Source organism: Ruegeria hyattellae (assembly GCF_041537925.1).
GTDB lineage: Bacteria > Pseudomonadota > Alphaproteobacteria > Rhodobacterales > Rhodobacteraceae > Ruegeria_C.
This window is the reverse complement of the sequence record NZ_JBGOSH010000018.1, coordinates 1-25,886: the sequence shown is the minus strand read 5'-3', so window position 1 is coordinate 25,886 and position 25,886 is coordinate 1. Positions and strand designations below refer to the sequence as shown.

The window sequence follows — 25,886 nt, the reverse complement described above, 5'->3', positions numbered from 1 at the left end:
GGACAGGCGTTGGACCCCCAATTGCGATAGAACTAGCGAGGTTGTTCAGCGATGACGGTCCAAAAAAGCATCCATTTCCAATTGACTTGGTGCCTCTCCAGCAAATATTTCCGCATAATGGCACCCCGCGATCGCGCGCTGCAGGCGAGGCTCTGACACATGCATCGAGTAGTAACCCGTTTGGGTCAAGATCACGGTCAGGGCGCGATAATGGGCGGCCTCACCAGTCCTGCCAAACCGCTCAAACAACGCCTTGACTGCTTCCAGTCGATCATCGTCTGACTGTTTGATCAGCGCCTGTAATCTGGCATCACTGCGCGCCCAGTTTCGGATCGCGAGATCGAGTGGCGCATCAAACAGGTTATTGTCGATCCAGCAATCAATCAGATTAAAAAGCGCTGCACAGAGGCTCTGAGCAGGGGTCTTGCAGCGTTCAATAATTATGCCCGTATTTCGGGTCTGCCATATGTCGATTATTGCGTCATGAAGCTCAGCAAGGTTTTTGAAATGCCAATAGAACCCCGTTCGTGTCAGGTTCAGCTTTTTGGCAAGCGGCATGATTTTTACCGCTTCGATCCCTTCGGCGACAAAAAGATCGTAGGCCGCATTCAGCCAAATCTCCCGGCTTGCCCGTGTTCGTGAGGGAGACGCATCATTCATATCGCCCTTGTTAAAGAACTTGACAGGTATGTCAATTGGAGAAAATATCAACCTGACACCCATGTCAGGAATGATTCGACACGAAGAGGATTCCGTATGCCCGCCGATCCGCTGCTACAGCCCTTTCAACTCAAACACCTGAAATTGCGTAATAGGATCATGACCACAAGTCACGAACCGGCCTACCCGCAAGATGGAATGCCCAAAGAACGCTATGCCGCCTATCACGCCGAACGTGCCAAGGCTGGTGTCGCGCTGGCGATGACGGCAGGGTCAGCTACCGTCAGCCGCGACAGCCCGCCGGTGTTCAATAACATCCTTGCTTACAAGGACGAGGTTGTTCCATGGATACAGAAGCTGACCGATGCGGTGCATGAACACGGCTGTGCCGTCATGATCCAGCTAACACATCTGGGGCGCCGCACGAACTGGAACAAGGGTGACTGGCTACCTTCGGTGTCTTCGTCCAAGCACCGCGAACCCGCGCATCACGCGTTTCCGAAGTTGATCGAAGACTGGGACATTGAGCGGATCATTAGCGACTTTGCCGACGCCGCAGAGCGGATGCAAGCAGGCGGCATGGACGGCATCGAATTGCAGGTATACGGCCACTTGCTCGATCAATTCTGGTCGCCATTGACCAATGATCTGATTGGGCCTTACGGGGCCGACACAATGGAAAACCGGATGCGCTTCCCACTGGATGTCATTGAAGCTATCCGCAAGCGCGTCGGGCCTGAGTTCATCGTCGGCCTGCGCTATACTGCGGATGAGGCACAAAAGGGCGGCATCACGCCCGAAGAAGGATTGGAAATTTCCAAACGCCTTGCTGCGACGGGTCAAGTTGACTTCCTCAATGTCATTCGGGGCCGTATCCACACCGACCCGGCGATGACCGACGTGATCCCCATTCAAGGCATGAGATCCGCGCCACACCTCGACTTTGCCGGTGAAGTGCGCAAGGCGACGGGCATGCCAACTTTTCACGCGGCCCGGATCCCCGATGTGGCAACCGCACGCCATGCGGTGCATGTGGGGCTGCTCGACATGGTCGGAATGACCCGAGCGCACATGGCTGATCCGCACATCGTGCGTAAGATTATCGAGGGCCGCGAGAATGAAATACGTCCCTGCGTCGGGGCGACCTATTGTTTGGATCGTATTTATCAGGCGGGTGAGGCGTTGTGCATTCACAACGCGGCCACTGGGCGCGAATTGACCATGCCGCACGAGATCGCAAAGGCGGAAGAGCAGAAGAACGTTGTCATCGTGGGGGCTGGACCCGCGGGACTGGAGGCCGCGCGCGTCTCCGCCGAACGCGGCCATGACGTGACCGTATTCGAGGCTGCGACCGACCCCGGCGGGCAAGTTCGGCTGACTTCCCAATCACCGCGCCGCCGCGAGATGATCGGCATCATCGAGTGGCGCATGGCGCAGTGTGCCGCGCGTGACGTGACCTTCAACTTCAACACTTGGGCCGAGGCATCGGATGTCTTGGACTTGAACCCGGATGTGGTGATCGTAGCCACGGGTGGTATGCCAAACACCGAACTTTTTGAACAGGATGGCGAGCAGCCCGATGTGGTCACCTCGTGGGACATTATCTCAGGCGACGCGAAACCGGCAGACAAGATACTGATATATGACGAAAGCGGCGACCACCCCGCCTTGCAGGCCGCCGAAATTGCGGCAAACGCAGGCTCGCAGGTCGAGATCATGACGCCCGACCGCACCTTTTCATCCGACGTGATGGCGATGAACCTGGTTCCTTACATGCGATCGCTTCAGGACAAGGACGTGACATTTACCGTCACGCGCCGTCTGATGGAAGTCGCACGAAACGGCAATAAACTGACCGCTACAATCGGCACGGATTACAGCGATCACACCTATGACCTCGAGGTTGATCAGGTTGTGGTGAACTATGGCACGCTGCCGCTGGATGATTTGTATTTCGATCTCAAGCCGATGTCGTCCAATGGCGGAGCTATTGATTACCACGCACTTCTCGACGGGGGCAAGCAACACACCGATCGCAACCCGGACGGCTTGTTCCAGTTGTTTCGTATCGGCGATGCCGTGTCGGCACGAAACACCCATGCCGCCATTTATGACGCCTTGCGCCTGGTAAAGGACATCTGACATGCGCAGCACCAAGACCGTTCACGTCGTATCCTGCCACGCCGAAGGCGAAGTGGGTGATGTCATCGTCGGGGGCGTGGCCCCGCCCCCCGGTGATACCCTATGGGACCAACGCACATGGATTGCGCAAGATGAGACGCTGCGCAATTTCGTCCTGAATGAACCACGCGGTGGGGTATTTCGCCATGTGAACCTGCTGGTGCCGCCGAAACATCCAGAGGCGCAGATGGGTTGGATCATTATGGAGCCCGAGGACACGCCACCCATGTCAGGGTCAAATTCGATCTGCGTCTCAACCGTGTTGCTGGACAGCGGAATAATTCCCATGACAGAGCCAGTGACGGAAATGACGCTGGAGGCCCCCGGCGGGTTGGTTCGCGTGCGCGCCGAATGCCGTAATGGCAAGGCCGAACGAATTACCGTGCGCAACCTGCCATCCTTTGCCGGTGACATGGGCGTGCCGCTGGAAGTGCCGGGGATCGGTCAGATTACCGTCGACACGGCATTTGGCGGCGACAGTTTTGTAGTGGTCGACGCCGCGGGCCTTGGGTTTGACCTCGTCGCGTCCGAGGCAAAGGCACTGGCGGATCTGGGTGTGACTATCACCAATGCGGCAAATGACCGGTTGACGTTTCACCACCCCACTAATTCTGACTGGAAGCACTTCTCGTTCTGCCTGTTCGCCGGACCAATCATGCGCGAGGGCATTCATCTCACGACGTCCGCAGCTGTTGCAATCCAGCCCGGCAAAATAGACCGCTCGCCAACGGGCACAGCCGTCTCTGCGCGCATGGCACTGCTGCATGCACGGGGAGAGATGCAGGTTGGAGAAACGTTTATGGCACGATCGATCCTCAACTCGGAGTTTCAAGGTCGGATTGTTGAAACCACCACTTTGGGCGAGACCAATGCGATCATCCCCGAAATCACAGGCCGCGCATGGATCACCGGTACGCATCAGCACATGCTGGACCCAGATGATCCTTGGCCCGAGGGCTACCGCTTGGGCGATACTTGGCCTGAATCGAAGAGGCGCTGAGGATGGCAGGTATGAACATCCCCTAGCTGTCACAGGACGATCTATCGGATTAGGGCTCAGCACCGCCCAGATCGTTGACAGCATCGGGCGCACCATTCGCGGCATAGAGGGCACCGTCTGGGCCGCGCCCAAGAGTAGTGCCGCAAACTTTTGGGTGAAGCGAGATGTGGCTTAAATTGGACACAGTTATCCAGCCAGTTCTGCGAATTGTGCAAACTCGGACTTCCCTGATCGGTCGAATTGTCCTTTGCGGATCATGTGGGCGGCTTCGATGCCTGCCAGCGTGGCTGCGGCCGAATCGAACGATTTGAAGGTCTACGTGGGGCGGGTGATTTTCTTGATGAAACGATGGTCCTGCTCGATGATATTATTGAGGTATTTCACCTGCGGGACGTCGATCAACCAACACCAGTTATGCATCACCAGGAGGCAATTCATGTTGAACAGAGCTGACGCATTGATCCGTTTTTGTCGATGACGATCTTGTCCGGCCATCTGATGCTGGCGATCACCCTGGCGAAGAATGCGGTCGCTGCCGCTTCATCACGTCGTTCAGACAGCATGAAATCTAGGGTTCTGCTGAATTTGTCGATCGCTCGGTAGGGATGATCAGCCCCACTTGAGTGGTCCAATTTGAAAGTTAGTGCATGACCGGTCTCTGGTCTATCTGGACGATGGTTTCCGGAGCCGGAGGGCGATATCCCAGAGCACTATGGGGTCGTTTGGTGTTGTAGTGTTTCCTCCATTCTTCGATCAGGATTTGGGCTTCTCGCAGGCTATAGAAGATTTCACCGTTCAGGAACTCGTCACGGAACCTGGCGTTGAAGCTTTCGCAATATCCGTTCTCCCAAGGCGACCCTGGTTCGATGTAAGCCGTCTTTGCACCGACGGCTTTGATCCAATCCTGCACGGCTTGTGCGACGAACTCCGGGCCATTGTCAGACCGAATGAACGACGGGATGCCGCGCAGGATGAACAGGTCGCTCAAGGCATCGATGACGTTGCCCGAGTTCAGCTTCCTGTCGACGCGGATCGCCAGGCATTCTCGGCTGTATTCATCGATGATGTTGAGCGTGCGGAACGCCTTTCCGTCATCAGTGCGGCAATGCACGAAGTCATATGACCAAACGTGATTCCGGTGTTCAGGCCGCAACCGAACGCACGATCCGTCATTGAGCCAGAGCCGCCCTTTCTTGGGTTGTTTCATAGGCACTTTCAGCCCCTCTCGCCGCCACAGCCTTGCGATCCGTTTGTCATTCACATGCCAACCAGCATCTCTCAGCAGCGCCGCGATCCTGCGATAGCCGTATCGGCCAAATTGTCGGGTCAGCTCGATCATGTCGGCCACCAATCGTTCTTCATCAGCACGACCAACCGGTACCTTGCGCTGTGTGGATCGGTGTTGCCTCAGAACGCGGCAAGCACGACGTTCTGAGATATTCAGCTCACTCCGGACACGATCAATGCAGGCACGGCGACGAGCGGGGCTTAGAAGTTTCCCTTTGCTGCTTCCGCCAAGATAAGCTTGTCCAGCGTCAGATCAGAAACAGCCTTGCGCAGCCGCTCGTTCTCTTTCTGCAGCCGCTTCAGTTCCTTCAATTGGTCCGTGCCCATTCCACCGTACTTCTTTTTCCAGCGGTAGAACGTTTGTTCAGTCACCCCAATCTGCCGGATCGCATCAAGACGCGGCATACCTTGCCCCGTCAGAACCTCAACCTGCCGTAACTTCGTGACAATCTCTTCCGGCTTCGGTCGCTTGTTTGCCATCGGTTTCCTCCATATTCCTAAACATAGCGGAGGACCACTTCAGTGGGGGAGGACCAAACCTTTGACTCAAGCGACAACCAAAACCTCAGGAAACCTGCAAATTGCGTCATTCAAGTCTGACCCAAACGTTAAGCAATTCTGGCCCAGCATAAAGGCTTTGTTGCACAAATCCGTTGATGGGCAGGCTTCCCCTATCCATGCTAATCCACTATTTGCAGAACAAAAGAGCGACTCATGACCTCAGCTAAACCAAATGTCGGCGCGCAGATCGAGCAATTGAGTTTTTTAAGCCTAGGGTTTGAGGAAAAGGTCACGATCGGTCAAAAAAAAGACCGTTGGACTATGCTGTTTGTCTATCGAGGTAAGCACTGTCCACGCTGCAAGCGCTTCTTGAACAAGTTGAATGCGGCGCTGCCGGCATGGTCTGACGTAATGGACGTTTTTGTTGTCTCTGCCGATACCAAAGAAAAGGCTGCGGCAGACAAAGCGGAATTCGGCTGGGATTTTGATCTTTGTTATGGAATGACCGAAGCACAAATGCGCGCGCTTGGTCTTTATGTTTCATCACCTCTATCTGATGCTGAAACGACGGGGCTATTTGCCGAACCCGGCGCGTTTGGTATCCGTCCAAACGGGACGTTGATGCTAGTCGATATCTCAAACGGCCCTGCCGCACGTCCCGATTTGGTAGAGCTTTTGGACGGCATGAAATTCAATATTGATAATGACCGTCCGGAACGAGGAACCGCCTGAGACCACCAGATCGCTTGTCCCCGGTTACTCGAAGTAGCCAGGGTGTGTCTTGTGAATGAAGTCGATGGTTTCGTCGAGGCGGGACAGATGCTTTCTGACAGAGGCTTGCGCTTGGCCATGGTCGCCTGCCGCCATGGCCTCTGCAATCTCTCGGTGATCGGCGAGGATGGAGTCTGCGGCACTGCCCTTTTCAAGACTGAGCATACAAAGCCGGTCAACCTTTTGCTTTGATTCTAGCATCACATTAAATGCCATCGGATTGCCGCTGAGCACGTAGATCAGTTTGTGAAAATCATAGTCCAGCGCGTGAAACGCCGGTAGATCACCGTCACTGATCGCCTGCTCTTGTAAGGCGAGATTTTCCGCAAGTTTTGCTTCACGTGTCGCGTCCCAAACTTCCATTGCTCGATGGATGATCTCTAGCTCCACCGCCATTCTAACCAATCGAGCGAGAGCCACACGCTCCATCGAAAATCCCCGCACTATGGTCGCCTTTTGCGGTCGTATGACGAGCAGATCTTCGTTGCCGAGCCTTGTGAATGCGTTGCGAACAGGTTGGCGTGAGACCCCGAATCGGCCCGCTACCTCAGATTCGGAAAGCTTCGTACCGGGAAGAATTTTAAGCGAAACGATCTCGTCGTGTAGCGCTTCATACACCGCATCCGTTGTGGTTCGTCTGACAATATCTTCCACGTTATGTTGCTTGCGCCCTCTCTCTTGGTCAGGTTTCAAGTTACCGATTCACTGCTAAGGCATTGCAAACAATATAATATTCCAGTGACTTCTGCTTGAGTGAACCAATGTATGCCTTTCGCCTATCAAATGCCCTGCGCTTTCGACTGTCAAGCAATCTGACATACTAGATGCCCACAGTTGACATAACTTGGATACTAGTGTCCCTATAGTAATAACAGCGATTCTGGTTCTTGGGGGAAATCGAAAGCTATGTGGCTTACGGTCTCCGAAATTCCATGAAAGCCAAATCCTGTCCAAAAAAATAATCGGGGAGGAGAACCCATGACTTTCACGAAATCGTTCTTTGCGACTGCAACCGCTGTGGTACTCATTGCAACTTCAGCTTCAGCCGACAACTGGCGCGCCTGGAACATCCACAACGACGGCCATCCCAACACGGCTGCGATGGACAAGTTTGCCGAACTGGTTGACGCTGCTACAGACGGCGAAGTTACCGTCGATGTATTCCACGGTGGTGTTCTTGGTTCCCAACCGGATGCCCTTGAACAGGTTCGTATCGGAGCAATCGAGGTCGGTAACTTCAACCTCGGTCCCATTGGCCCAATGGTAAAAGAAGCTAACCTTGTATCGCTTCCTTTCATCTTTAAAAGTGTGCCGCACATGTTCCGCGTGCTGGACGGCGAGGCCGGTGAGGTTGTTTCAACTGCAATGGGTGAAGCAGGCGTTCTGCCACTGGCATGGTTTGATGCCGGTGCGCGCTCTTTCTACAGCCAAAAGCCGATCAACACGCCCGCAGATGTCGAAGGTCTGAAAATCCGCGTGATGAACAACGATCTTTATACATCGATGATTTCAGCTATGGGCGGGAACCCGTCTCCAATGGCATTCTCCGAAGTTCAACAAGCGCTGAAAACCGGCGTTGTTGATGGTGCGGAAAACAACTTCCCTTCGTTCAAAAATGTCGGTCACTATGAAGTGACCACAAATTATTCTTTGTCCGAGCACCTGATTATCCCCGAGTGCATCTGCGTGAACACGGCCAAATTCAATGCGCTGTCTCCTGAATTGCAAGCCGCTGTGCGCGGTGCAGCAGAGGAAGCCGCATTGGTTCAGCGTGAGCTTTGGGCAATTGGCTCTGAACAAGCGCGTAAAGATGTTGAAGCGGCTGGCATCACGGTCAACGAAATCGCCGACAAAGGCCCATTCCAGTCCGCAATGGATTCGGTTTATGCAGACTACTTGGCTGCAAATCCTGACATGAAAGCGTTGGTAGAAATGGCGCAAGCCACTGAATAAGTTGTCTTAACAGTTCAGCTTTGAGCGCCCGGCTCCACCAATTGGATGCCGGGCGTTTTGTCTCGGAGGAAACCCAATGCAAGAGCCGGATACCCCACCCGCCGCCATGCGCAACATGGACAGGATTCTTGATCTGCTCGCACGTGTTTGCATGTTGCTGTCTGGCGTCGCCATTGTCGTTATGACAGCGATCTTTGCCTGGCTGGTATTCGGGCGCTACGTTCTGAACAACACGCCCACTTGGGTCGAGCAGGTTTCACTTCTGTTGGTCATGGTCATCGCGTTCCTCGGCGCGGCTGCGGGTGTGCACAATCACACGCACCTCTCTGTTGTCGTGTTCCGCAATATAGTCCCACCCTCTGTGCGAACGGTTTTCGTCGTTGTCTCTGATGTCCTGATGGCAGGTTTCGGTGGCATGATGTTTTGGTACGGAATCGAGTTAACCAAATTCAAATGGAACACCCTGATCCCGCTCATCCAATGGTCAGAGGGCTTGCGCTCCTTGCCTCTGACAATCAGTGGCGCGTTGGTGTTCCTTTTTTCCACTGGCCATCTGATCCGCCTGTTTCTGGGCAGAGACGAACGCCAAGACAACATAGATCAGGGATAGTCATGGGACTCATGATTCTGTTGGGGGTTTTTGCCCTATGTGTCATCATAGGCGCGCCAGTGGCATACGCCCTTGGTATCGCTGCATTGGCTTCCTTTTGGTTTGAAGGATTGCCGCTGTTTGTTGGATTCCAGCGTATCGTATCGGGAATTAACGTCTTTTCCCTAATGGCGATCCCGTTCTTCATCTTTGCGGGCGAGCTGATGTTTCACGGTGGTATCGCGATCCGGTTGGTTCGGTTCGCACAGGCCGCCGTAGGCGCTGTGCGCGGTGGGCTTGGTATCGTCAATGTCTTCTCGTCCATGTTGTTTGGTGGCATTTCCGGATCGGCAATTGCCGATATCTCGGCGCTTGGGTCAATCCTGATCCCGGTGATGAAAGACAAAGGTTATGATGCCGACTATGCGGTGAACGTCACTGTGACGTCATCAATTGCTGGGATCATCATCCCACCCAGCCACAACATGATCATCTTTGCCCTTGCAACAGGCGGTGCTGTTTCAATCTCAAAACTGTTTCTGGCTGGCGTTGTGCCCGGCGTCCTTATGTGTTGCTGCCTTGCAATTGCAGCATACGTCGTAGCGGTCAAACGCGGCTATCAGGCCGAGCAGTTTCCAGGTTGGACCGCACTTGCCATTGCTTTTGTGGGTTCGATTCCGGGTTTATTGACGGCCGTGATCATTGTCGGAGGGGTCTTGTCAGGCGTCTTTACGGTGACTGAATCCGGCGCGTTCGGGGCAATGTATGCCTTTGTCGTGACGCTTGTTGTCTATCGCAGCCTGTCCTGGGAAAACTTTAAAACTGCCGTTATCTCTTCGGTGCGCACAACTTCTATGGTGATGATCCTGATCGCCTGTGCCGGTGCTTTTGCCTATATGCTGACCTTCAACCGGGTGCCGACAAAAACGGTCGAATTTCTATTGGGTATCACAGAAAACCCGATCCTGATCTTGTTAATGATCAATGCCGTCCTGTTGCTTTTGGGGATGATCATGGACATGGCCGCGCTGATCCTTATCTGCACGCCGATCTTCCTGCCGGTGATGAACATGCTGGGTATCGACCCGTTGCAGTTCGGTATGATCCTTTTGGTGAACCTAGGTCTTGGTCTTTGCACGCCACCGGTAGGGACCTGTCTCTTTGTGGGATGTGCGGTTGGGAAACTACCGATGGAGAAAGCGGTCAAAACAATTTGGCCTTTCTACCTCGCAATTTTTGCAGCGCTCATGCTGATCACTTTCGTACCGGCGATTTCACTGACGCTGCCGAACCTGATCATTGGCCCGTAAATCAAAGGAGAATGTGGCGATGCTGACAATAAAGCGCCTGGACATCGATGACGCGGGCAAGTTGATCGCGGGAGCGCGAGCCAAAGCGCAGGAAATCGGCGTGCCGATGTGTATTGCCGTCACAGACGAAAGCGGCAACCTCATCGCGTTTGAGCGGATGGACGGCGGCAAGATCACCAGCATCAACCTAGCCATCGACAAGAGCTTCACCGCAACCGGCATCCAAAAAGGTACGGACGCTCTTGGTGAAGCTAATCAGCCGGGTATGGCCGCACATGGAATATCTTCATCGTTGGGGGGGCGCATGGTGACCGTTGCAGGTGGCCTCCCTGTGACGGTTGACGGACAGGTTGTCGGCGGGATCGGAGTGAGCTCGGGCTCACCAGCGCAAGATCTCGTAGTCGCGCAGGCAGCGGTCACGGCGCTTTGCGAAGTCCAATTAGAAAGAGTTTAAGGAGTCAGATATGACAAAACCCGTCATCGGTTTCATCGGCCTCGGTCTCATGGGCGGCAACATGGCAGAATGCCTGCAAAACAACGGGTTCGATCTGGTTGTCATGGGTCGCAACAGGGAAGCAGTGGCCGCCACAGTCAACCGCGGCGCTGTGGAGGTTAAGACGCCACGAGAGCTTGCTGCGAGCAGCGATATCGTGATGCTTTGCGTAACGACATCGGAAGTCGTCGAAAGCCTGATCTATGGCGATGATGGCATCCTAGCAGGCATCAAAGAAGGTGCTGTGGTCATTGACTTTGGTACATCCATCCCGGCGTCCACACGAAAAATTGGCGCTGATTTGGCCGCCAAAGGTGCCGGTATGGTTGACGCACCGCTGGGACGCACGCCCGCGCACGCCAAGGACGGTTTACTGAACATCATGGCGGCAGGGGATATGGACACCTTTGAGAAGGTGAAACCTGTCTTGGATGTACTGGGGGAAAATGTGTTTCATCTCGGCGAACTGGGTGCTGGCCACGTGACCAAGCTCATCAACAATTTCATGGGCATGACCACTGCTTGCACAATGAGCCAGGCGTTTGCCGTAGCTGATCGCGCGGGGATCAACAAGCAACAGCTATTCGACATCATGTCAGCTGGGCCATCCAATTCGCCATTCATGGGCTTTTGCAAGAATTACGCGGTGGATGGCGTCAGTGATCTTGGGTTCTCGATCAACAATGCCAACAAGGATCTTGGGTATTTTCTGAAGATGGCCGCAGACATGGGCACGCGGGCCGAGATTGCCGAAGGCACTGCGCACAACTTACAGGCCGCGGTCGACACAGGCATTGGGGATGGCAACGTGCCGGAAATTTTCGACTATTTTGTCAAGCGTTAACGCTGGGCACATGGCTTCGTTGCACAAATCAGGGTTTGACCGCACTTCCCCTTTCCCGGGACGGACTTATCCTACGGGCTCTGTGACGGGTATGCCAAGAGCTGTGTAGCTGTTGAGCACAGCGACGCGGGCCTGGATTTCCGCGACCTGTCGATCAATGTCTCTCGCCATCAGGGATTGGCCGAGAAGCTTGATGCAATTCATCTTGGTCTCAACACGGCTCTGGCGGTGGTATCCGCACCATCGTCGCCAGGTGGCAAGACCCAGGTATCGCGATGCGTTGACGGCCTCGTTGCGAGCAATGGCACCGGGGCTCGTGGGCTTCCACGGTTTGGCGTTCTTGCGCGGAGGTATGACGGCATGAGCGCCGCGCGCGGCAATCGCATCGTGGCATTTGCGTGTGTCATAGGCACCATCAGCAGTGACCGATCCGATGACTCGATCGGGTGGGATTTGGTCCAGCAGTTCAGGAAGCATGGGGGCGTCGCCGACATTGCTCGTCGTGACTTCTACTGCGCGAATTTCCAGCGTTTCCTCGTTTATCCCGATATGTAACTTGCGCCAGAAGCGACGTTTAGGACCACCATGCTTGCGGGCGTTCCACTCACCTTCACCTTCGGCTTTGATGCCTGTGCTGTCGATGAGCAGGTTCAACGGGCCGGTACCGCCACGATATGGCAGGCTCACGTTCAGTGTCTTCTGGCGGTGACAAAGCGTACTGTAATCGGGCGCGGCCCAGTCCAGCCCGGCTAACCGCAAGAGGCTCTCTACGAAGCCAATCGTTTGCCGCAATGGCATCCCGAATAGCACCTTCGTTGTCAGGCAAGTCTGGATCGCGGCATCGCAGAACTGTTGTTGGCGCCCGCGCTTGCCGCTCGGCGGCGGCACCCAAATCACCTCAGGGTCAAACCAAATCGACAGCGATCCGCGCTGCTTCAACGCTGTGTTGTACGAAGGCCAGTTCCTGGTCTTGTACTTCGTTGGGGCCCAACTGCTCATACCGCCCGGTTATCACTCTGGGTTCAAACAGTGAATCCCCGGCGTGATTTGTGCAACAAAGCCCGTCTGAGGGTGAAACAACGATCCTGCGCTATGAAGCGAAAACCGAGATTGGCGGCAAACTGGCAGAGCTCGGCAGCCGCCTGATCCAAAGAACGGCCAAGAAACTTGCGGTCAAATTTTTCAAGTCGCTTGCAGAGGTTGTGAATGAAGACGTCGCAGTCTGACGACGCCAAATGGCGCTGAGTTGGACGCTGCGAGTGATTTGATCCAAGACCGCCTGCGCTTCGCATGGATCACCTCTCTGTCCAAAAATAGGAGGTGCTCCGCGTGAGGTTGGCTCGTTTGCTATCATTAGAAAGGACTACAAGGTAGCGGACCAGCGGCTTTGTCGCAAACTCTGGTGTGGTTCAAAGCTAACGCTTTGATTGGGTGTAGATATCCAGCCAGCTCTGCAAACTGACGGAATCCGCCTGTCGAAAATCCCAACTGCCCATTGCGGATCATGTTGGCCGTTTCGATGCCAGCGAGTGTCGCGGCAGCGGCATTGAAGCTTTTGACGCCGAGCATCGGCCTCGTGAGCCGCTTGATGAACCGGTGATCCTGCTCGATAATGTTGTTTAGGTACTTCGAGCGAACGGTTTCGATCTTAACCGGTATCTGCAATCGCTTGAATATCTTGTTGTCTTCCTTGATCCCGGCCGCGTTGCTTCTGCTATTGTCAATGGTGATCCGTTTCGGGAGGCCATTGGTGCACAAAGCATTGGCGAAGAATTTCTTTGCAGCCTTGGTGGCGCGCTTCTCGGAAAGCATGAAATCAAGGGTTTGTCCGTCGCGATCTACGGCACGATACAGGTACACCCATTCGTCAAGGACCTTAATATGGTCTCATACATACGCCAAGAGTCAGCCGTATTGGCCTTCCTTTTCTGCGCCACGCGAGCAGCCTCGGATGAATATTTCACGACCCAGCGGTTCAGAGTAGGATGATCAACCGACATACCACGTTCGGCCATGATCTCTTCCAGGTCGCGGTACGAGACCCCATAGCGAACGTAGAAATAAACCGCAAACAGGATCACAGATCTTGGGTAGTGTGCACCATTGAAGTCGATCACCGGACATTCCCAAATAGCGTTACAGACCAAGCACCAGGTGGATCAAACCGCGCAAAAGTGCAACATGTCGACCAAAGTTTGCGACAAAGCCATCTGACGGGCGTCTTCGTGTTAGCCTGTGCTTTCGCTGCTATCGTCATGTTCTGGTTATGAATCCTGAGCCTAAGGTCATTTTCTAAGCAAGTGCTGGCCGTCGCGGCCCGCTCATTCTCAAAATTCTTGACCAAATGATAAAATTACGTGTTACTTGACGTCAATTGCCACGGGGAGGACATCATGAAAACATCACTATTTCTCAACCGCCGCCAATTTCTGATGACGACCGCAGCGTCGTCGCTTTTGCTTGGGGCTGGTCGCGTTGCTGCCGCAGAACCGATCAAAACCGCCGGGATCTATACCGTGCCCGTCGAGCAGCAATGGGTCAGCCGCATTCACAACGCCGCGCTGACAGCACAGGATCGCGGGGATATTTCCTATAGCTTCTCGGAGAACGTCAGCAACACAGACTACGCGCGGGTGATCCGCGAATATGCCGAGGCTGGCAACAAGTTGATTATTGGCGAGGTGTTTGGCGCCGAACAAGAGGCGCGGGAAGTCGCCGCAGAGTATCCCGACGTTGCCTTCCTGATGGGCTCAAGCTTCAAGGAAGACTCGGCGCTGCCCAATTTTGCTGTTTTCGACAACTATATCCAGGACGCCTCTTACTTGTCCGGTATCATTGCTGGGTCCATGACCGAGACGGGCAATATCGGCATGGTTGGCGGCTTTCCAATCCCGGAAGTGAACCGCCTGATGCATGCCTTCATGGCCGGTGCACGTGAGATGAACCCCGATATCACCTTCCAGGTCAGCTTTATCGGAAGCTGGTTTGATCCGCCAAAAGCCAAGGAAACGGCCTTTGCGATGATCGAAAACGGCGCAGATGTCTTGTATGCGGAACGCTTCGGCGTATCCGATGCCGCCAAGGAAAAGGGCATTCTTGCTATCGGCAACGTGATCGACACACAGCCCGAATATCCTGACACCGTGGTCGCTTCGGCGATCTGGCACTTTGAACCGACCCTGGACAAGGCCATTGCCGAAGTGCAGGCCGGAAGCTTTGCAGCCGCTGATTACGGGATCTATTCCTTCATGAACCAGGGTGGTACATCCTTAGCACCCTTGGGCACATTCGACGGCAAGGTACCTGCCCCAGCGCTTGACCTTGTCAAGCAACGCGAGGCCGACATCAAATCGGGCGAATTCACTGTGACCATCAACGACGACGAACCGACGTCGTCATAACCACCCATGGGCACCTCTGTTGTTGAGGCGCTGACCCTCGACGCCATCACCAAGCGCTTTGGCGCGCTGACTGCGAATGATGCGGTCAGCTTTTCGTTGAACGAAGGCGAAGTTGTTGCCTTGCTCGGTGAAAACGGGGCAGGCAAAACAACTCTGATGAACATCCTCTTTGGCCAATATACGGCTGACAGCGGCACTGTTCGGGTGTTCGGAAAAACACTGCCACCAGGAAACTCTCGCGCCGCGCTGGATGCGGGTGTGGGCATGGTCCACCAGCATTTCACCCTGGCCGACAACCTGACTGTGCTGGAAAACATCACGCTTGGGGTCAGTTCACTACTGAGCCTCAGCGCGGGGCGATCGGCAGCCCGCGACCGGATCAAGGCGCTGTCTCAAAAGTATCACCTGGCTGTGTCACCGGATGCCCGTGTCGGAGCGCTGACGGTGGGTGAACGGCAAAGGGTCGAGATACTCAAAGCGCTTTACCGAGACGTGCGCATTCTTATTCTTGATGAGCCGACCGCAGTTCTGACGCCGCAGGAAACGGATGATTTGTTCGCGACCCTCCGGCTGGCCATCGCGGATGGTTTGTCGGTCATATTCATTTCGCACAAACTGCATGAGGTTATGGCGATATCGGACCGAGTTGTCGTGTTGCGGCACGGTAAGATAACGGGCGGCGTTCGCACCGCCGATACTGACAAACACGCGCTGGCGACCCTGATGATGGGCGCGGAGGCGACACCACCTGAGGTACCCCAATCGAATCCCGGGCCTGTTTTATTGAAACTGGATCGCGTCGCAACGCCGGATGTCGGCAACGCCCCGGGGCTCAAGTCGGTGTCCCTGTCTTTGCATGCCGGGCAAATCATCGGCCTGGCTGGCGTCTCCGGTAATGGCCAAGCCGCGATCGCAGATGTGGTTGGGGGGCTAGTGAAACCCGCCGAAGGGCGGATCGAGATCGGCGGATCTGAGATCGACCGCTGGACCCCGCGAGAAGCGGTGAAAAGTGGCATCGCTCGCATCCCCGAAGACCGACACAAAACCGGGACGATTGCGGATTTTGATCTGACCGAAAACGCAATTCTTGAGCGCTACGGCTCAACAGGGTTCAGCAAGGCTGGTTGGCTGAACTGGCGCGGTTCACGGGCCTTTGCCGAGGCCATCATCAAGAAATACGATGTGCGCTGTCCGGGCGCAGACACGCCGATCCGGCTTTTGTCCGGTGGCAACATGCAAAAGCTGATCCTGGGCCGCGTGCTTGAGGCCGCGCCGCAGGTTATTCTGGCCAATCAACCCGTGCGCGGGCTGGATATCGGCGCGGTCAATTATGTGCACGGCCAGTTGCTGGAAGCCCGCGCCAGAGGCGCCGCGATCCTGCTGATCTCGGAAGATCTGGATGAGGTCATGGCCTTGTCCGACATCATCCATGTGATTGCCAACGGGTGGCTTTCACCCGGTTTTGGCCGAGGGGATATGACGCCTGCGGAACTGGGCCTCTGGATGGCTGGACAAGGGTTTGAAAACGAGACTGCCCATGCGTCTTGAACCGATCAACAACCCAAATTTCGCGCGCAAACTGGTCCCGCCTGCATTGGCGTTGTCTGCGACAATTGTGATCGCATCGCTTTTGGCAATGATCGCGGGCGCAAACCCCTTTTCGGTTCTGGGCCTGATCATCAAGGGCGCATTTGGGTCGAAATTCGCGCTTCTTGAAACGCTCAACCGGGCAACACCGCTGATCTTTACCGGGCTTGCCGTTGCCGTGGCCTTTCGGGCCAAGTTCTGGAACATCGGGGCCGAAGCGCAGCTATACGCCGGGGCCCTTATCACGGTTTTATTGGGGACCGGAACCTTGGCGTGGCCAAGTGGCGTGATCCTTCCTGTAATTGCCTTGGTTGCCGTGTTTGCGGGTGCGGTGCTGCTGCTGGTACCGGCGCTTCTGAAAACCCGGTTTGGGGTGGATGAGGTGGTGACGACCCTGCTTTTCAATTTCATCTTCCTGCTGTTCATATCAATGCTGCTGGAGGGGCCATTGAAAGACCCGATGGGGATGGGTTGGCCAAAGTCGGCCCGGCTGATCCCCGAGGCCCGCCTGCCACGGATCGCCGACGGGCTGCGTCTGCACTGGGGTTTCGCCCTGGCGATCATGTCGGCACTTTGCGTCTGGGTGATCCAGACCCGCAGTACCTTAGGCTATGAGATGAGAGCCGTGGGCTTAAACAAACAGGCCGCAGGTTTCGCGGGCATTCCGGTGAATTTGGTGCTGGTCAAAACCGCGCTGCTGTCTGGCGGGCTTGCCGCCTTGGGAGGCTTTTCCGAGGTCGCCGGACTGAAGGGGAGCCTGACCCTCGATCTGTCACCCGGATTTGGTTACACCGGCATCATCGTGGCGATGCTCGCCCTGCTCAATCCGTTGGGTGTGGTGATTGCGGCCCTGTTTGTGGCAGGTATTTTTGTCGGCGCCGACAGCATGAGCCGGGCCGCGGACGTGCCAACTTATCTGGCTGATATCATGCTGGCCGTCGCCCTTTTGCTGATGGTTCTGGCGATCATGCTGACGCGGTTTCGCGTGGTGAGGGACTAGCGCCATGGACATCATCGAAATCCTCTTCACTGCAAGTTTCTGGGCGGCAGCGATCCGCATCGCCAGCCCGCTGATTTTTGCGACCCTGGGCGAATTGATCTGTGAACGCGCCGGTGTCCTGAACCTTGGCATCGAGGGCATCATGGTTTCCGGTGCGTTCGCGGGCTGGATGGCGGTCTATTCGGGCACCGGGCTTTGGGTTGGTGTCGGCGTTGCAATGGCTGTGGGGATGTTGTTTGGGCTGTTGCACAGCACCCTGACAGTGCCCTTTGGCCTGTCCCAGCATGTCGTCGGTCTGGGTGTCACACTGCTAGCGACGTCCTCAACCTATTATGCTTATCGGCTGGCCTTGCCAGAGGTCACCAGCCCGCCCAAGATCGTCGCGTTTCAGCCCTATGAAATCCCATTGCTGTCGGACATTCCATTGCTTGGACCCGCTCTTTTCTCGCAAACGCCGCTGACCTATCTGGCCTTTGTGCTTGTTGCATTTGTCGGGTTGGTTCTTTACCGAACGCCCTTGGGTTTGGCCGTACGTGCCGCAGGCGAAAACCCGGCAGCGGTCGCCGCGCAAGGCCTTTCGGTAACAGCCATCCGTATGGGGGCCGTTATCGTCGGCAGCGGGTTGATGGCCGTCGGCGGCGCGTTTTTGACCATGTCCGCTTTTGACAGCTTCTTTTTTGAAATGGTTAACGGACGAGGCTGGATCTGCATCGCCCTTGTCGTCTTTGGGTCCTGGCGGCCGGGCAAGGCATTGCTAGGGGCGGTGCTGTTTGCTGCCTTCGACGCGCTGCAAATCCGGGTTCAGCAGACCAGTATCGGGGCGCAGGTCCCCTACCAGATCTTCTTGATGATGCCCTACATCCTGTCCATTCTGGCACTGGTGGTGATGTCGCGCCGGGCCGAGGTTCCCGCCGCTCTCATGGTGCCATTCAACAAGGGGGAACGGTGATGTTCGATCTCATTGTAAAGGGTGGCTGCCTGCCGGATGGCAGAGTCGCTGATATCGGGGTTGCAGGTGGCAAGATCACCGCCATAGATCAACTCGGCGCTGCCGAAGCCGGGCAGATCATTGATGCAACAGGTGATCTGGTCAGCCCGCCCTTTGTCGATCCGCATTTTCACATGGATGCGGCGCTGTCCTATGGCCTGCCCCGTATCAACGCCTCTGGAACCCTGCTGGAAGGCATCGGTCTTTGGGGTGAACTCAAACAGATCATGACCCAGGACGAGGTGATTGATCGCGCCCTGCACTACTGTGACTGGGCTGCCAGCATGGGGTTGCTTGCGATCCGCAGCCATGTCGACACCTGCGACGACCGGCTGTTGGGGGTCGAGGCGCTGCTTGAGGTTCGAAACAAGGTCAGAGGCTATATCGATCTGCAACTGGTCGCCTTCCCCCAAGATGGGTTCTACCGCGATCCCACTGCGCGCGAGAATACCATCCGCGCGCTGGATATGGGCGTGGATGTTGTCGGCGGCATCCCGCATTTCGAACGCACGATGCAGGATGGTGCCGCGTCAGTGACTGAACTGTGCGAAATTGCCGCCGGACGAGGCCTGCAAGTGGATATGCATTGTGACGAGACCGATGACCCTCTGTCGCGCCACATCGAAACGCTTGCGTTTGAAACCCAGCGGCTTGGGCTGCACGGGCGTGTGGCCGGCTCGCATTTGACCTCAATGCACTCGATGGACAACTACTATGTCTCGAAACTGATTCCGCTGATCGCAGAGGCTCAGATCAACGCAATCCCGAACCCTATGATCAACATCGTTCTTCAGGGGCGGCACGATACGTTTCCCAAACGGCGCGGTCTGACCCGTGTGAAGGAGATGCTGAGCGCCGGGATCAACGTCGGCTGGGGGCAGGATTGCGTGCTGGATCCGTGGTACTCACTAGGGACCGCAGACATGCTGGACGTGGCCTTCATGGGGCTACACGTGGCGCAGATGACCAGTCCCGAAGACATGCGGATCTGTTTTGACATGGTGACCGAGAACAACGCAAAGACGATGGGTTTGCAGGACTACGGGCTCCACGTCGGGGCCAAGGCCTCTCTGATCGTGCTTGATGCTGGCACTCCAACCGAGGCTCTGCGGCTGCGCGCAGCGCGTTTGCACGTCGTGGCAAATGGCAAACTCATCAGCCAGTCCACCCGCCCGGATGCAAGGCTCAACATCCAGGGCCGCCCTTCCACGTCACACAGACGACATTTGAGCGGGTAGCGGAAACGGCGCGCTCCGCGCGGCGCTTGCCCCTCGACCGGCACGGCGCAGGATGCGGGCGGAAAAAGAATAGGTCCGCCAATGCGGGCCACGCGAGTTCGCCAAAGGAAACTCAGGAAGTCTTGGTCACATGGACATTGTTGCATAGATTGCAGAGCCACAGTATCTCCTGCGTTCACTCTGACGCGAGCGACGGTAGATGCCTCACAAATTCAGTGATGCCCGTCGCGACAAGTTTCCCAAAGCAAAGTACCGGGTCACGAACTGCTCGGAATACAACGAAAGCCTCCGGCGTCGAGGTGACGTGACGATCTGGGTGTCTGATGATGTGGTGCAGAGTTTGGCATCGCCACGTCGCAAGACACGCGGCGGACAGGCGCGGTACTCTGATCTGGCAATCGAGATCTGCTTCACTCTGCGGGTCGTGTTTCGACTTCCGCTCAGGCAAACTCAGGGCTTTGTCCGGTCGCTTGCCAAGCTGATGGGCATGGCCCTTGTGGTGCCGGACTTCTCGACCTTGTCGCGGTGCGGTAAAGGGCTGAGGATCACCCCACACTGGCGAGCTGCAAGTAAGCCAATCACGCTCATTGTGGACAGCACGGGTCTGAAAGTGCATGGCGGCGACGGCTGGCATGCAGAAAAGCACCCCACCAGGAAAGCCCGCAAAACATGGCGCAAACTCCATATCGGGCTCGATCCGGAAACTGGCGATATCGTTGCCTCGAAGTTGACCACGGAGCATATGGGCGATGAAACGGCGCTGCCAGACTTGATTGCTGGAATCGATGCCGATGTGAGCCGGATTCTGGCAGATGGCGCCTATGAGGGCCAAGGTGTGGTTGACTGCCTGGAGGACAGGTTCGGGTCTGGGATAGAGATCATTATCCCTCCACCGAAGACCGCGGTTCGCGGCGAGAACGCACAGCGCAACCACCACATCGCTGCCATCGCTGAACACGGCCGAATGAACTGGCAAGCGGAGACGGGATACAACCAACGATCACAAGTTGAAGCCCAGATTAGCAGATGGAAACAAGTTATCGGTGAACGTCTGCAAGCGCGTGATTTCGACCGTCAGATAGCTGAAGCGCAAATCGCATCAAAGGCGCTCAACCGCATGACCGGTCTCGGTCGTGCGAAGTATGAGCGCGTCTTCTGAACCGATGGGGTAAGGGGCAAACTCGCCTCAATCCTGATCCATGCAACACAGTCGTTCGGATGTCGAACTGGTCATCGCACCCCCGAAGAATGCCGTTCCAGGCGATTGCCAAGCACGCAACGCCCATATCAAAATGATCGCCGGCAATGACGCGTGGCTTGGCAGAAGGCCACCGGTTATGGCCAGAGATCACGCGGTGCGGCTCAGATCGGACGCTATAAGAAAGTCATAGGGCCTGACCTGCGCAGCCACAAAATGGAGACCCAGACAACCGAAACCCGGGTCGCTGTCAAAGCCGTCAACCGCATGACCCGCCTCGGTCGTGCGGCCTATTAGCGTGTCGCATAATGAACCGAGGAAAGGGGCAAATACGGCCAAAGCTCTATTCATGCAACACGGTTCAAACTAGGCTACTCATAGAAGAGGGTGACTTACTTTGGGGGAATGAGTGCGTTTTCGGCAGATAACAGGTGGCAACCGGGGCATACCCCAGATATTGGTTCTGTGCCTGCTGGCACTTACTGTTGGATGCTATGAGGACAAGTCGGAAGAGACAACAATCACTGCGCCGAAGGTTGTCGTTGCAAAGGCGACGGCAGAAGACGTGCCGCTGTTTCTGGATTTGACCGGACGTACGGAAGCTCCCAACACGGTTTTCATTCGATCGCGTGTCGATGGTCATGTTGAAGCCCGCCCGTTCAAAGAAGGCGCTGATATAGTCAAAGGCGACACTCTGTTCGTTATCGATCAACGTCCCTACGCCACTGAACTCAAACGCCTCGAAGGCGAGCGAGACAAGAACCAGGCCAGCCTGGATTTCGCAATTAGGGAGAAGGAGCGGTTTTCCGCTCTGGCGAGTGACGGTACGGTCGCACAGGAGCAATTGGACCAAAAGACTACCAATGCGGCCGAAGCACAGGGCAATCTCGACAGCAGCCAGGGTGCGGTTGAGTCTGCTCGGGTCAACGTTGATTACACCACTGTATCGGCCCCGATCAGCGGGCGCATCGGGCGGGTTTATCAGGATGTCGGCAATGTCGTTTCGGCCAATGACACCGTGTTGGCTGAGATTGTCCAGATGGAGCCTCTGTATGTCTATGTAAGCCCCAGTGAAACGCAATTTCTGGAGCTGGAAAAATACAGATCGGCCAATCCTGATCTGAAGGTGGAGATCAATTTGATTGACGGAAGCGTGCATCCCCATTCGGGCGTGCTCGACTTCTCCGGTCCTAGTGTAGATCCCACGACAGGTACCATTGCCGTGCGAGCGGTTTTTCCCAATCCCGAAAAAACGCTGCGTCCCGGTCAATATGCGAATGTGAATATCCAGCTTACCGAACAGTCGGGGCAGGTGACCGTACCTTCAGAAGCCATTGCACAGGATCAGGCCGGGTTCTTTGTGTTTGTCGTCGGCAAAGATGGCAAGGCAGAAATGCGCCGGATAACCGTTGGCCGCACATATGAAGGCCGGCGCATCGTCATGACCGGGCTGAAGGACGCTGAAGTGGTGATCGTGCAAGGTCAGCAACGTGTCCGATCAGGCATGCTCGTTCAAATCAAAAAACCATCCGACGGCTCCGATGGCGACAAGGCTGATGGCTAAATGCTGAGCCGGTTCTTCATCTTCAGACCCGTCTTTGCCTCGGTTATCGCCCTGGTCATAGTGATCGCAGGGCTGATTTCCATTCCGCTGCTCCCCGTTGGTGAATTCCCGGAAGTTGTGCCGCCGACAGTTGTCGTCAGCGCCACGTATACCGGTGGTAGCGCCGAGGTGGTCGAAGAAACGGTAACCATTCCCCTGGAGGAGCAGATAAACGGCGTTCAGGGCATGGTTTACATGTCATCGACCAGTTCCAATGACGGAACATCGAATATTACTGTCACCTTTGAGGAAGGCTATGATCTTAGTATTGCCGCTGTGGACACACAAAACAGGGTCTCCACAGCGATGGCGCAGCTTCCGGATGAGGTTGTCGCCTCTGGCGTGACGGTCACAAAGGAGTCGGTTGACCTGACGATGGGGGTCAACCTGATTTCGCCAAGCGGACAGTTCGACGAACTGTTCATCTCAAACTATGCAGACATTCACATAACCGACCGGCTCAAGCGTATTCCGGGTGTTGGCACCGTCATGGTGTGGGGCGAGCGGGTTTATGCAATGCGCATCTGGCTTGATCCTGAAAAGATGGCGAGCCTCGGTTTGACCGCTTCTGACGTGTATGATGCGATTACCCAGCAAAACCAGCAAGTCGCAGCGGGAGCCCTGGGCGCGCCGCCGACAGGCGACAACCAGAAATTCCAACTCACCCTGACCGCAAAGGGACGGCTTGCAAGCAAGGAAGAGTTTGCGGATATCGTTCTGGGCGTAGGCGATGACAGCGCTGTCATACGGCTACGAGACGTGGCGCGTGTGGAGCTTGGCGCCGAAGATTACTCCTTCACCTCCACCTTGGACAGCAGCCCGACTGTGGGCCTTGGTATCATGCAGCTTCCGGGGGCCAACGCCTTGCAACTTGCGTCGCAGGTTCGCGAAACCATGGCGGAGCTGTCCCAGGATTTCCCCGAGGGTCTTGAGTACACGGTCATCTATGACACGACAAATTTTGATCGCGAGGCGATCCGGGACGTTCTTTTCACACTCGGACAGGCAATCCTGCTTGTCGTTTTTGTCATTGTCATCTTTCTACCCAACCTAAGGGCAGCGCTTGTTCCAGTAATCACCATCCCAGTCTGTCTGATCGGCACCTTCGCCCTGATGCTGGCGCTTGGCTTTTCCATCAATCTCCTGACGTTGTTCGGTCTCGTGCTCGCGGTTGGGTTGGTCGTCGATGATGCAATCGTCGTGGTGGAGAACGTCTCGCGCCATATCGAGAACGGCGAGACCGACGCAAAAAAAGCGGCAAGCCGGGCCATGGATGAGGTCACCAGCCCCATTGTCGCCACGTCGCTTGTCCTGATGGCGGTGTTCATACCTGTTGCATTGATGCCGGGTTTGACAGGTAAACTCTACCAGCAATTCGCTCTGACCATTGCGTCGGCGGTTGCCATATCAGCGATCAACGCGCTGACGCTCAGTCCCGCCCTATGTGGCCTATTGCTGGGTGGCGCCCGGCCAAAAGCCAAGATCATCCAACGCTTCGATGCCGGGTTCGCCTGGTTTACGCTGCGCTATGAGGCGGTGGTTGGATGGTTCATCCGGGTTTGGCAGCCGGTCGCGCTGGCATTCGCGGCTCTGTTGGCGGGTACCGTTTATATGTTTACCGTCGTACCGGCGGGATTTATCCCAAACGAAGACCAGGGGTATTTCATCATCAGCCTGGAGACGCCGGAAGGTACGGCACTCGGGCAAACCCAGAAGGTCGTCGATGAGGCCTACGAAATCCTGCATGATCTGCCGGGCGTCAAAGGGGTCATTACATTTGCCGGATTCAGTTTTCTGACAAACACCACTGCGTCCAACCAAGGCAACCTGTTCGCCATTCTCGACTCTTGGGACAAAAGGAAAGGCTCGGGCGAAGGCGTGACCGAGATCATGGCCAAGGCGCAGGCGCAGTTCGATGACCTTCCAGGCGGGGTGCTTACCACGTTTAATCCACCGCCCATCTTCGGCCTGTCCCCAACCGGCGGGTTCCAATTCGAACTGCAGGATACGACCGGAGGCTCATTGCAGGATCTTGAACAGGTGACGCAGGAGATGGTTGCGGCAGGAAATGCTCGACCCGAACTTTCCGGCCTGTTCAGCCCGTTTTCGGCAAGCACGCCGCAGCTCCATCTCGAGCTTGACCGGACCAAGGCACTGACCGAGGGCATTTCGGTCAGTGATGTGTTCGATGCGCTACAAACTTTTTTGGGGGGCATCTATGTCAACGACTTCAATATCTATGGCAGAGTCTACAAAGTCTATTTGCAGGCCGATGTGGATGCCCGGCAAGCCGAAGAGGATATCGGTCGGCTCTATGTACGAAATGACCAAGGCGACATGGTGCCACTGAGCGCGTTGGTGGCGGTGCAGCCCCAGATCGGGGCGCGTACCATCAACCACTACAACTTGTTCCGTTCGACCAGCATCAACGGCGCTGCGGGAGAGGGTCACAGTTCCAGTCAGGCGATCGCCGCCATGAACAGCCTTGCGAAACAGACATTACCGCAGGGCTACGGTTTTGAATGGACAGGCAATGCCTACCAGGAAATCAAGGCGGGGAATGTCGCTCCGGTCCTTTTCGCACTGGCCGTTGTCTTCGCCTTCCTGTTTCTGGCCGCGCAGTATGAGAGCTTTGTTATGCCGTTGATGGTACTGTTAGCGGTCCCGCTCGCGATCTTCGGTGCTCTCGTGGCGCAGTGGCTGCGTGGCTACGACAATAACCTTTACTGCCAGATCGGGTTGGTCATGCTGATCGGTCTGGCAAGCAAGGGTGCTATTCTGATCATCGAATTCGCCCGGCGTCGGCGCCAAGAGGGCCTGTCGGTGGAAGAATCGGCGATGGAAGCCGCGCGTATCCGTATCCGGCCGCTGCTGATGACGGCATTTGCCTTCATCCTTGGGGTTCTCCCGTTGGTAATTGCCAGCGGTGCTGGCTCTGCCGCTCGGCGATCCCTCGGAACCGCTGTATTCGGCGGCATGATCGTTGCGACGGCCCTGAGTCTCGTCTTGGTGCCGGTTCTGTATGTCATCATTGAACGGCTGCGCGAGCGCGACTCAGGCAAACGGAAAATCTCAAGATGAGACACATTTCTGCGCCGTAACCGAGTTCCAATGGGTGCTGTTGCAGAACTTTTTCTGCGAAGGATTCACAACGTGAATCCATATGGTTAAACGGGGTGAATGAGTAATCTATCATCCACCCGCTACCGCACCATGAACTGGTCTGACTACAATGCTGGGCTCAAGAAGCGCGGGTCACTTCTTATCTGGCTGGACAATGAC

At 55.8% G+C, this 25,886-nt stretch carries 21 protein-coding genes and 4 pseudogenes; 19 read left to right on the top strand and 6 right to left on the bottom strand.

Annotation, left to right across the window (positions count from 1 at the left end; all coding sequences use genetic code 11):
* Positions 1-45: 45 nt before the first annotated feature.
* Positions 46-660, bottom strand: coding sequence for a TetR/AcrR family transcriptional regulator (locus tag AB1E33_RS26495; RefSeq protein WP_372580229.1), 615 nt, complete (start codon positions 658-660; stop codon positions 46-48).
* 96 nt (positions 661-756) lie between these two features.
* Here AB1E33_RS26495 and AB1E33_RS26490 point away from each other — a divergent pair, with 96 nt between their 5' ends.
* Both AB1E33_RS26490 and AB1E33_RS26485 read left to right on the top strand, forming a co-directional pair.
* Entirely contained in the window at positions 757-2,802 is a 2,046-nt protein-coding gene (locus tag AB1E33_RS26490; protein WP_372580228.1) for an oxidoreductase, read from the top strand.
* Between the two features lies 1 nt (position 2,803).
* Positions 2,804-3,841 (top strand): trans-3-hydroxy-L-proline dehydratase, encoded by a 1,038-nt coding sequence (locus AB1E33_RS26485; protein ID WP_372580227.1) that lies wholly within the window; start codon positions 2,804-2,806, stop codon positions 3,839-3,841.
* 186 nt (positions 3,842-4,027) lie between these two features.
* Here AB1E33_RS26485 and AB1E33_RS29630 read toward each other — a convergent pair.
* Together AB1E33_RS29630 and AB1E33_RS26470 are read right to left on the bottom strand one after the other, a co-directional pair.
* A pseudogene (locus tag AB1E33_RS29630) lies at positions 4,028-4,443 on the bottom strand (DDE-type integrase/transposase/recombinase); the annotation flags it as partial.
* A gap of 38 nt (positions 4,444-4,481) precedes the next feature.
* Positions 4,482-5,608 (bottom strand): IS3 family transposase gene (locus AB1E33_RS26470; RefSeq protein WP_372580224.1). Its coding sequence is split into 2 segments (ribosomal slippage): positions 4,482-5,344 and positions 5,344-5,608, totalling 1,128 coding nucleotides; the frame shifts between segments, so codons are not numbered across the junction.
* Between the two features lie 234 nt (positions 5,609-5,842).
* Here AB1E33_RS26470 and AB1E33_RS26465 point away from each other — a divergent pair.
* On the top strand, positions 5,843-6,361 hold the full coding sequence (locus AB1E33_RS26465; protein ID WP_372580223.1) for a redoxin domain-containing protein: 519 nt from the start codon (positions 5,843-5,845) through the stop codon (positions 6,359-6,361).
* 24 nt (positions 6,362-6,385) lie between these two features.
* Here AB1E33_RS26465 and AB1E33_RS26460 read toward each other — a convergent pair whose 3' ends face one another.
* On the bottom strand, positions 6,386-7,054 hold the full coding sequence (locus AB1E33_RS26460; RefSeq protein ID WP_372580222.1) for a GntR family transcriptional regulator: 669 nt from the start codon (positions 7,052-7,054) through the stop codon (positions 6,386-6,388).
* Between the two features lie 324 nt (positions 7,055-7,378).
* Between AB1E33_RS26460 and AB1E33_RS26455 the strand changes: the two genes are divergently transcribed.
* From AB1E33_RS26455 to AB1E33_RS26435, 5 genes are all read left to right on the top strand, one after another.
* Positions 7,379-8,353 carry a TRAP transporter substrate-binding protein gene (locus AB1E33_RS26455; protein WP_372580221.1) on the top strand — a complete coding sequence of 325 codons (975 nt, stop codon included), beginning with the start codon at positions 7,379-7,381 and terminating at the stop codon, positions 8,351-8,353.
* A gap of 76 nt (positions 8,354-8,429) precedes the next feature.
* Positions 8,430-8,963 (top strand): TRAP transporter small permease, encoded by a 534-nt coding sequence (locus AB1E33_RS26450; protein ID WP_171331149.1) that lies wholly within the window; start codon positions 8,430-8,432, stop codon positions 8,961-8,963.
* 2 nt (positions 8,964-8,965) lie between these two features.
* The gene (locus AB1E33_RS26445) at positions 8,966-10,252 is read left to right on the top strand and encodes a TRAP transporter large permease (protein ID WP_058272447.1); all 1,287 of its coding nucleotides are present in this window, start codon (positions 8,966-8,968) and stop codon (positions 10,250-10,252) included.
* Positions 10,253-10,271: 19 nt separating this feature from the next.
* Positions 10,272-10,706 (top strand): GlcG/HbpS family heme-binding protein, encoded by a 435-nt coding sequence (locus AB1E33_RS26440; protein WP_372580220.1) that lies wholly within the window; start codon positions 10,272-10,274, stop codon positions 10,704-10,706.
* 10 nt (positions 10,707-10,716) lie between these two features.
* Positions 10,717-11,589 carry an NAD(P)-dependent oxidoreductase gene (locus tag AB1E33_RS26435; protein ID WP_372580219.1) on the top strand — a complete coding sequence of 291 codons (873 nt, stop codon included), beginning with the start codon at positions 10,717-10,719 and terminating at the stop codon, positions 11,587-11,589.
* 66 nt (positions 11,590-11,655) lie between these two features.
* Here the strand turns inward: AB1E33_RS26435 and AB1E33_RS26430 are convergent, their stop codons facing one another.
* Positions 11,656-12,588 (bottom strand): IS5 family transposase, encoded by a 933-nt coding sequence (locus AB1E33_RS26430; RefSeq protein ID WP_372580218.1) that lies wholly within the window; start codon positions 12,586-12,588, stop codon positions 11,656-11,658.
* A 74-nt stretch (positions 12,589-12,662) separates the two neighbouring features.
* Here AB1E33_RS26430 and AB1E33_RS26425 point away from each other — a divergent pair.
* A pseudogene (locus tag AB1E33_RS26425) lies at positions 12,663-12,815 on the top strand (SRPBCC domain-containing protein); the annotation flags it as partial.
* A gap of 217 nt (positions 12,816-13,032) precedes the next feature.
* Here AB1E33_RS26425 and AB1E33_RS26420 read toward each other — a convergent pair.
* Positions 13,033-13,706 (bottom strand): annotated as a pseudogene (locus tag AB1E33_RS26420) (IS6 family transposase); the annotation flags it as partial.
* A 276-nt stretch (positions 13,707-13,982) separates the two neighbouring features.
* Here AB1E33_RS26420 and AB1E33_RS26415 point away from each other — a divergent pair.
* The 10 genes and pseudogenes from AB1E33_RS26415 to AB1E33_RS26370 all read left to right on the top strand — a co-directional run.
* Positions 13,983-14,990, top strand: coding sequence for a BMP family protein (locus tag AB1E33_RS26415; RefSeq protein WP_372580217.1), 1,008 nt, complete (start codon positions 13,983-13,985; stop codon positions 14,988-14,990).
* A 6-nt stretch (positions 14,991-14,996) separates the two neighbouring features.
* A complete protein-coding gene (locus tag AB1E33_RS26410) occupies positions 14,997-16,538 on the top strand; it encodes an ABC transporter ATP-binding protein (protein ID WP_372580216.1) in 1,542 nt (513 codons plus the stop codon).
* Positions 16,528-17,577, top strand: coding sequence for an ABC transporter permease (locus tag AB1E33_RS26405; protein ID WP_372580215.1), 1,050 nt, complete (start codon positions 16,528-16,530; stop codon positions 17,575-17,577). The genes AB1E33_RS26410 and AB1E33_RS26405 overlap by 11 nt, the downstream gene beginning before the upstream one ends.
* Before the next feature lie 4 nt (positions 17,578-17,581).
* Complete coding sequence (locus tag AB1E33_RS26400; protein ID WP_372580214.1) at positions 17,582-18,526, top strand: ABC transporter permease; 945 nt, start codon at positions 17,582-17,584, stop codon at positions 18,524-18,526.
* Positions 18,526-19,803: an amidohydrolase family protein gene (locus tag AB1E33_RS26395; protein WP_372580213.1), complete on the top strand. Its 1,278-nt coding sequence runs from the start codon at positions 18,526-18,528 to the stop codon at positions 19,801-19,803. Before AB1E33_RS26400 ends, AB1E33_RS26395 begins: the two co-directional genes overlap by 1 nt.
* Before the next feature lie 199 nt (positions 19,804-20,002).
* Entirely contained in the window at positions 20,003-20,962 is a 960-nt protein-coding gene (locus AB1E33_RS26390; RefSeq protein ID WP_372580212.1) for an IS5 family transposase, read from the top strand.
* Positions 20,963-21,115: 153 nt separating this feature from the next.
* Positions 21,116-21,298: a hypothetical protein gene (locus AB1E33_RS26385; RefSeq protein WP_372580211.1), complete on the top strand. Its 183-nt coding sequence runs from the start codon at positions 21,116-21,118 to the stop codon at positions 21,296-21,298.
* Between the two features lie 112 nt (positions 21,299-21,410).
* Entirely contained in the window at positions 21,411-22,565 is a 1,155-nt protein-coding gene (locus AB1E33_RS26380) for an efflux RND transporter periplasmic adaptor subunit (RefSeq protein ID WP_372580210.1), read from the top strand.
* Positions 22,566-25,685 carry an efflux RND transporter permease subunit gene (locus AB1E33_RS26375; RefSeq protein ID WP_372580209.1) on the top strand — a complete coding sequence of 1,040 codons (3,120 nt, stop codon included), beginning with the start codon at positions 22,566-22,568 and terminating at the stop codon, positions 25,683-25,685. It begins immediately after the preceding gene.
* Positions 25,686-25,784: 99 nt separating this feature from the next.
* Positions 25,785-25,886, top strand: a pseudogene (locus tag AB1E33_RS26370) (IS5/IS1182 family transposase); the annotation flags it as partial.

What these genes read in the sequence shown, in the direction of transcription:
- AB1E33_RS26430 (WP_372580218.1), bottom strand. Translation starts at nt 12,588, where the DNA reads ATGAGCAGTTGGGCCCCAACGAAGTACAAGACCAGGAACTGGCCTTCG.
- AB1E33_RS26465 (WP_372580223.1), top strand. Translation starts at nt 5,843, where the DNA reads ATGACCTCAGCTAAACCAAATGTCGGCGCGCAGATCGAGCAATTGAGT.
- AB1E33_RS26395 (WP_372580213.1), top strand. Translation starts at nt 18,526, where the DNA reads ATGTTCGATCTCATTGTAAAGGGTGGCTGCCTGCCGGATGGCAGAGTC.
- AB1E33_RS26415 (WP_372580217.1), top strand. Translation starts at nt 13,983, where the DNA reads ATGAAAACATCACTATTTCTCAACCGCCGCCAATTTCTGATGACGACC.
- AB1E33_RS26410 (WP_372580216.1), top strand. Translation starts at nt 14,997, where the DNA reads ATGGGCACCTCTGTTGTTGAGGCGCTGACCCTCGACGCCATCACCAAG.
- AB1E33_RS26495 (WP_372580229.1), bottom strand. Translation starts at nt 660, where the DNA reads ATGAATGATGCGTCTCCCTCACGAACACGGGCAAGCCGGGAGATTTGG.
- AB1E33_RS26445 (WP_058272447.1), top strand. Translation starts at nt 8,966, where the DNA reads ATGGGACTCATGATTCTGTTGGGGGTTTTTGCCCTATGTGTCATCATA.
- AB1E33_RS26375 (WP_372580209.1), top strand. Translation starts at nt 22,566, where the DNA reads ATGCTGAGCCGGTTCTTCATCTTCAGACCCGTCTTTGCCTCGGTTATC.
- AB1E33_RS26440 (WP_372580220.1), top strand. Translation starts at nt 10,272, where the DNA reads ATGCTGACAATAAAGCGCCTGGACATCGATGACGCGGGCAAGTTGATC.
- AB1E33_RS26490 (WP_372580228.1), top strand. Translation starts at nt 757, where the DNA reads ATGCCCGCCGATCCGCTGCTACAGCCCTTTCAACTCAAACACCTGAAA.
- AB1E33_RS26455 (WP_372580221.1), top strand. Translation starts at nt 7,379, where the DNA reads ATGACTTTCACGAAATCGTTCTTTGCGACTGCAACCGCTGTGGTACTC.
- AB1E33_RS26400 (WP_372580214.1), top strand. Translation starts at nt 17,582, where the DNA reads ATGGACATCATCGAAATCCTCTTCACTGCAAGTTTCTGGGCGGCAGCG.
- AB1E33_RS26390 (WP_372580212.1), top strand. Translation starts at nt 20,003, where the DNA reads ATGCCTCACAAATTCAGTGATGCCCGTCGCGACAAGTTTCCCAAAGCA.
- AB1E33_RS26405 (WP_372580215.1), top strand. Translation starts at nt 16,528, where the DNA reads ATGCGTCTTGAACCGATCAACAACCCAAATTTCGCGCGCAAACTGGTC.
- AB1E33_RS26435 (WP_372580219.1), top strand. Translation starts at nt 10,717, where the DNA reads ATGACAAAACCCGTCATCGGTTTCATCGGCCTCGGTCTCATGGGCGGC.
- AB1E33_RS26450 (WP_171331149.1), top strand. Translation starts at nt 8,430, where the DNA reads ATGCAAGAGCCGGATACCCCACCCGCCGCCATGCGCAACATGGACAGG.
- AB1E33_RS26485 (WP_372580227.1), top strand. Translation starts at nt 2,804, where the DNA reads ATGCGCAGCACCAAGACCGTTCACGTCGTATCCTGCCACGCCGAAGGC.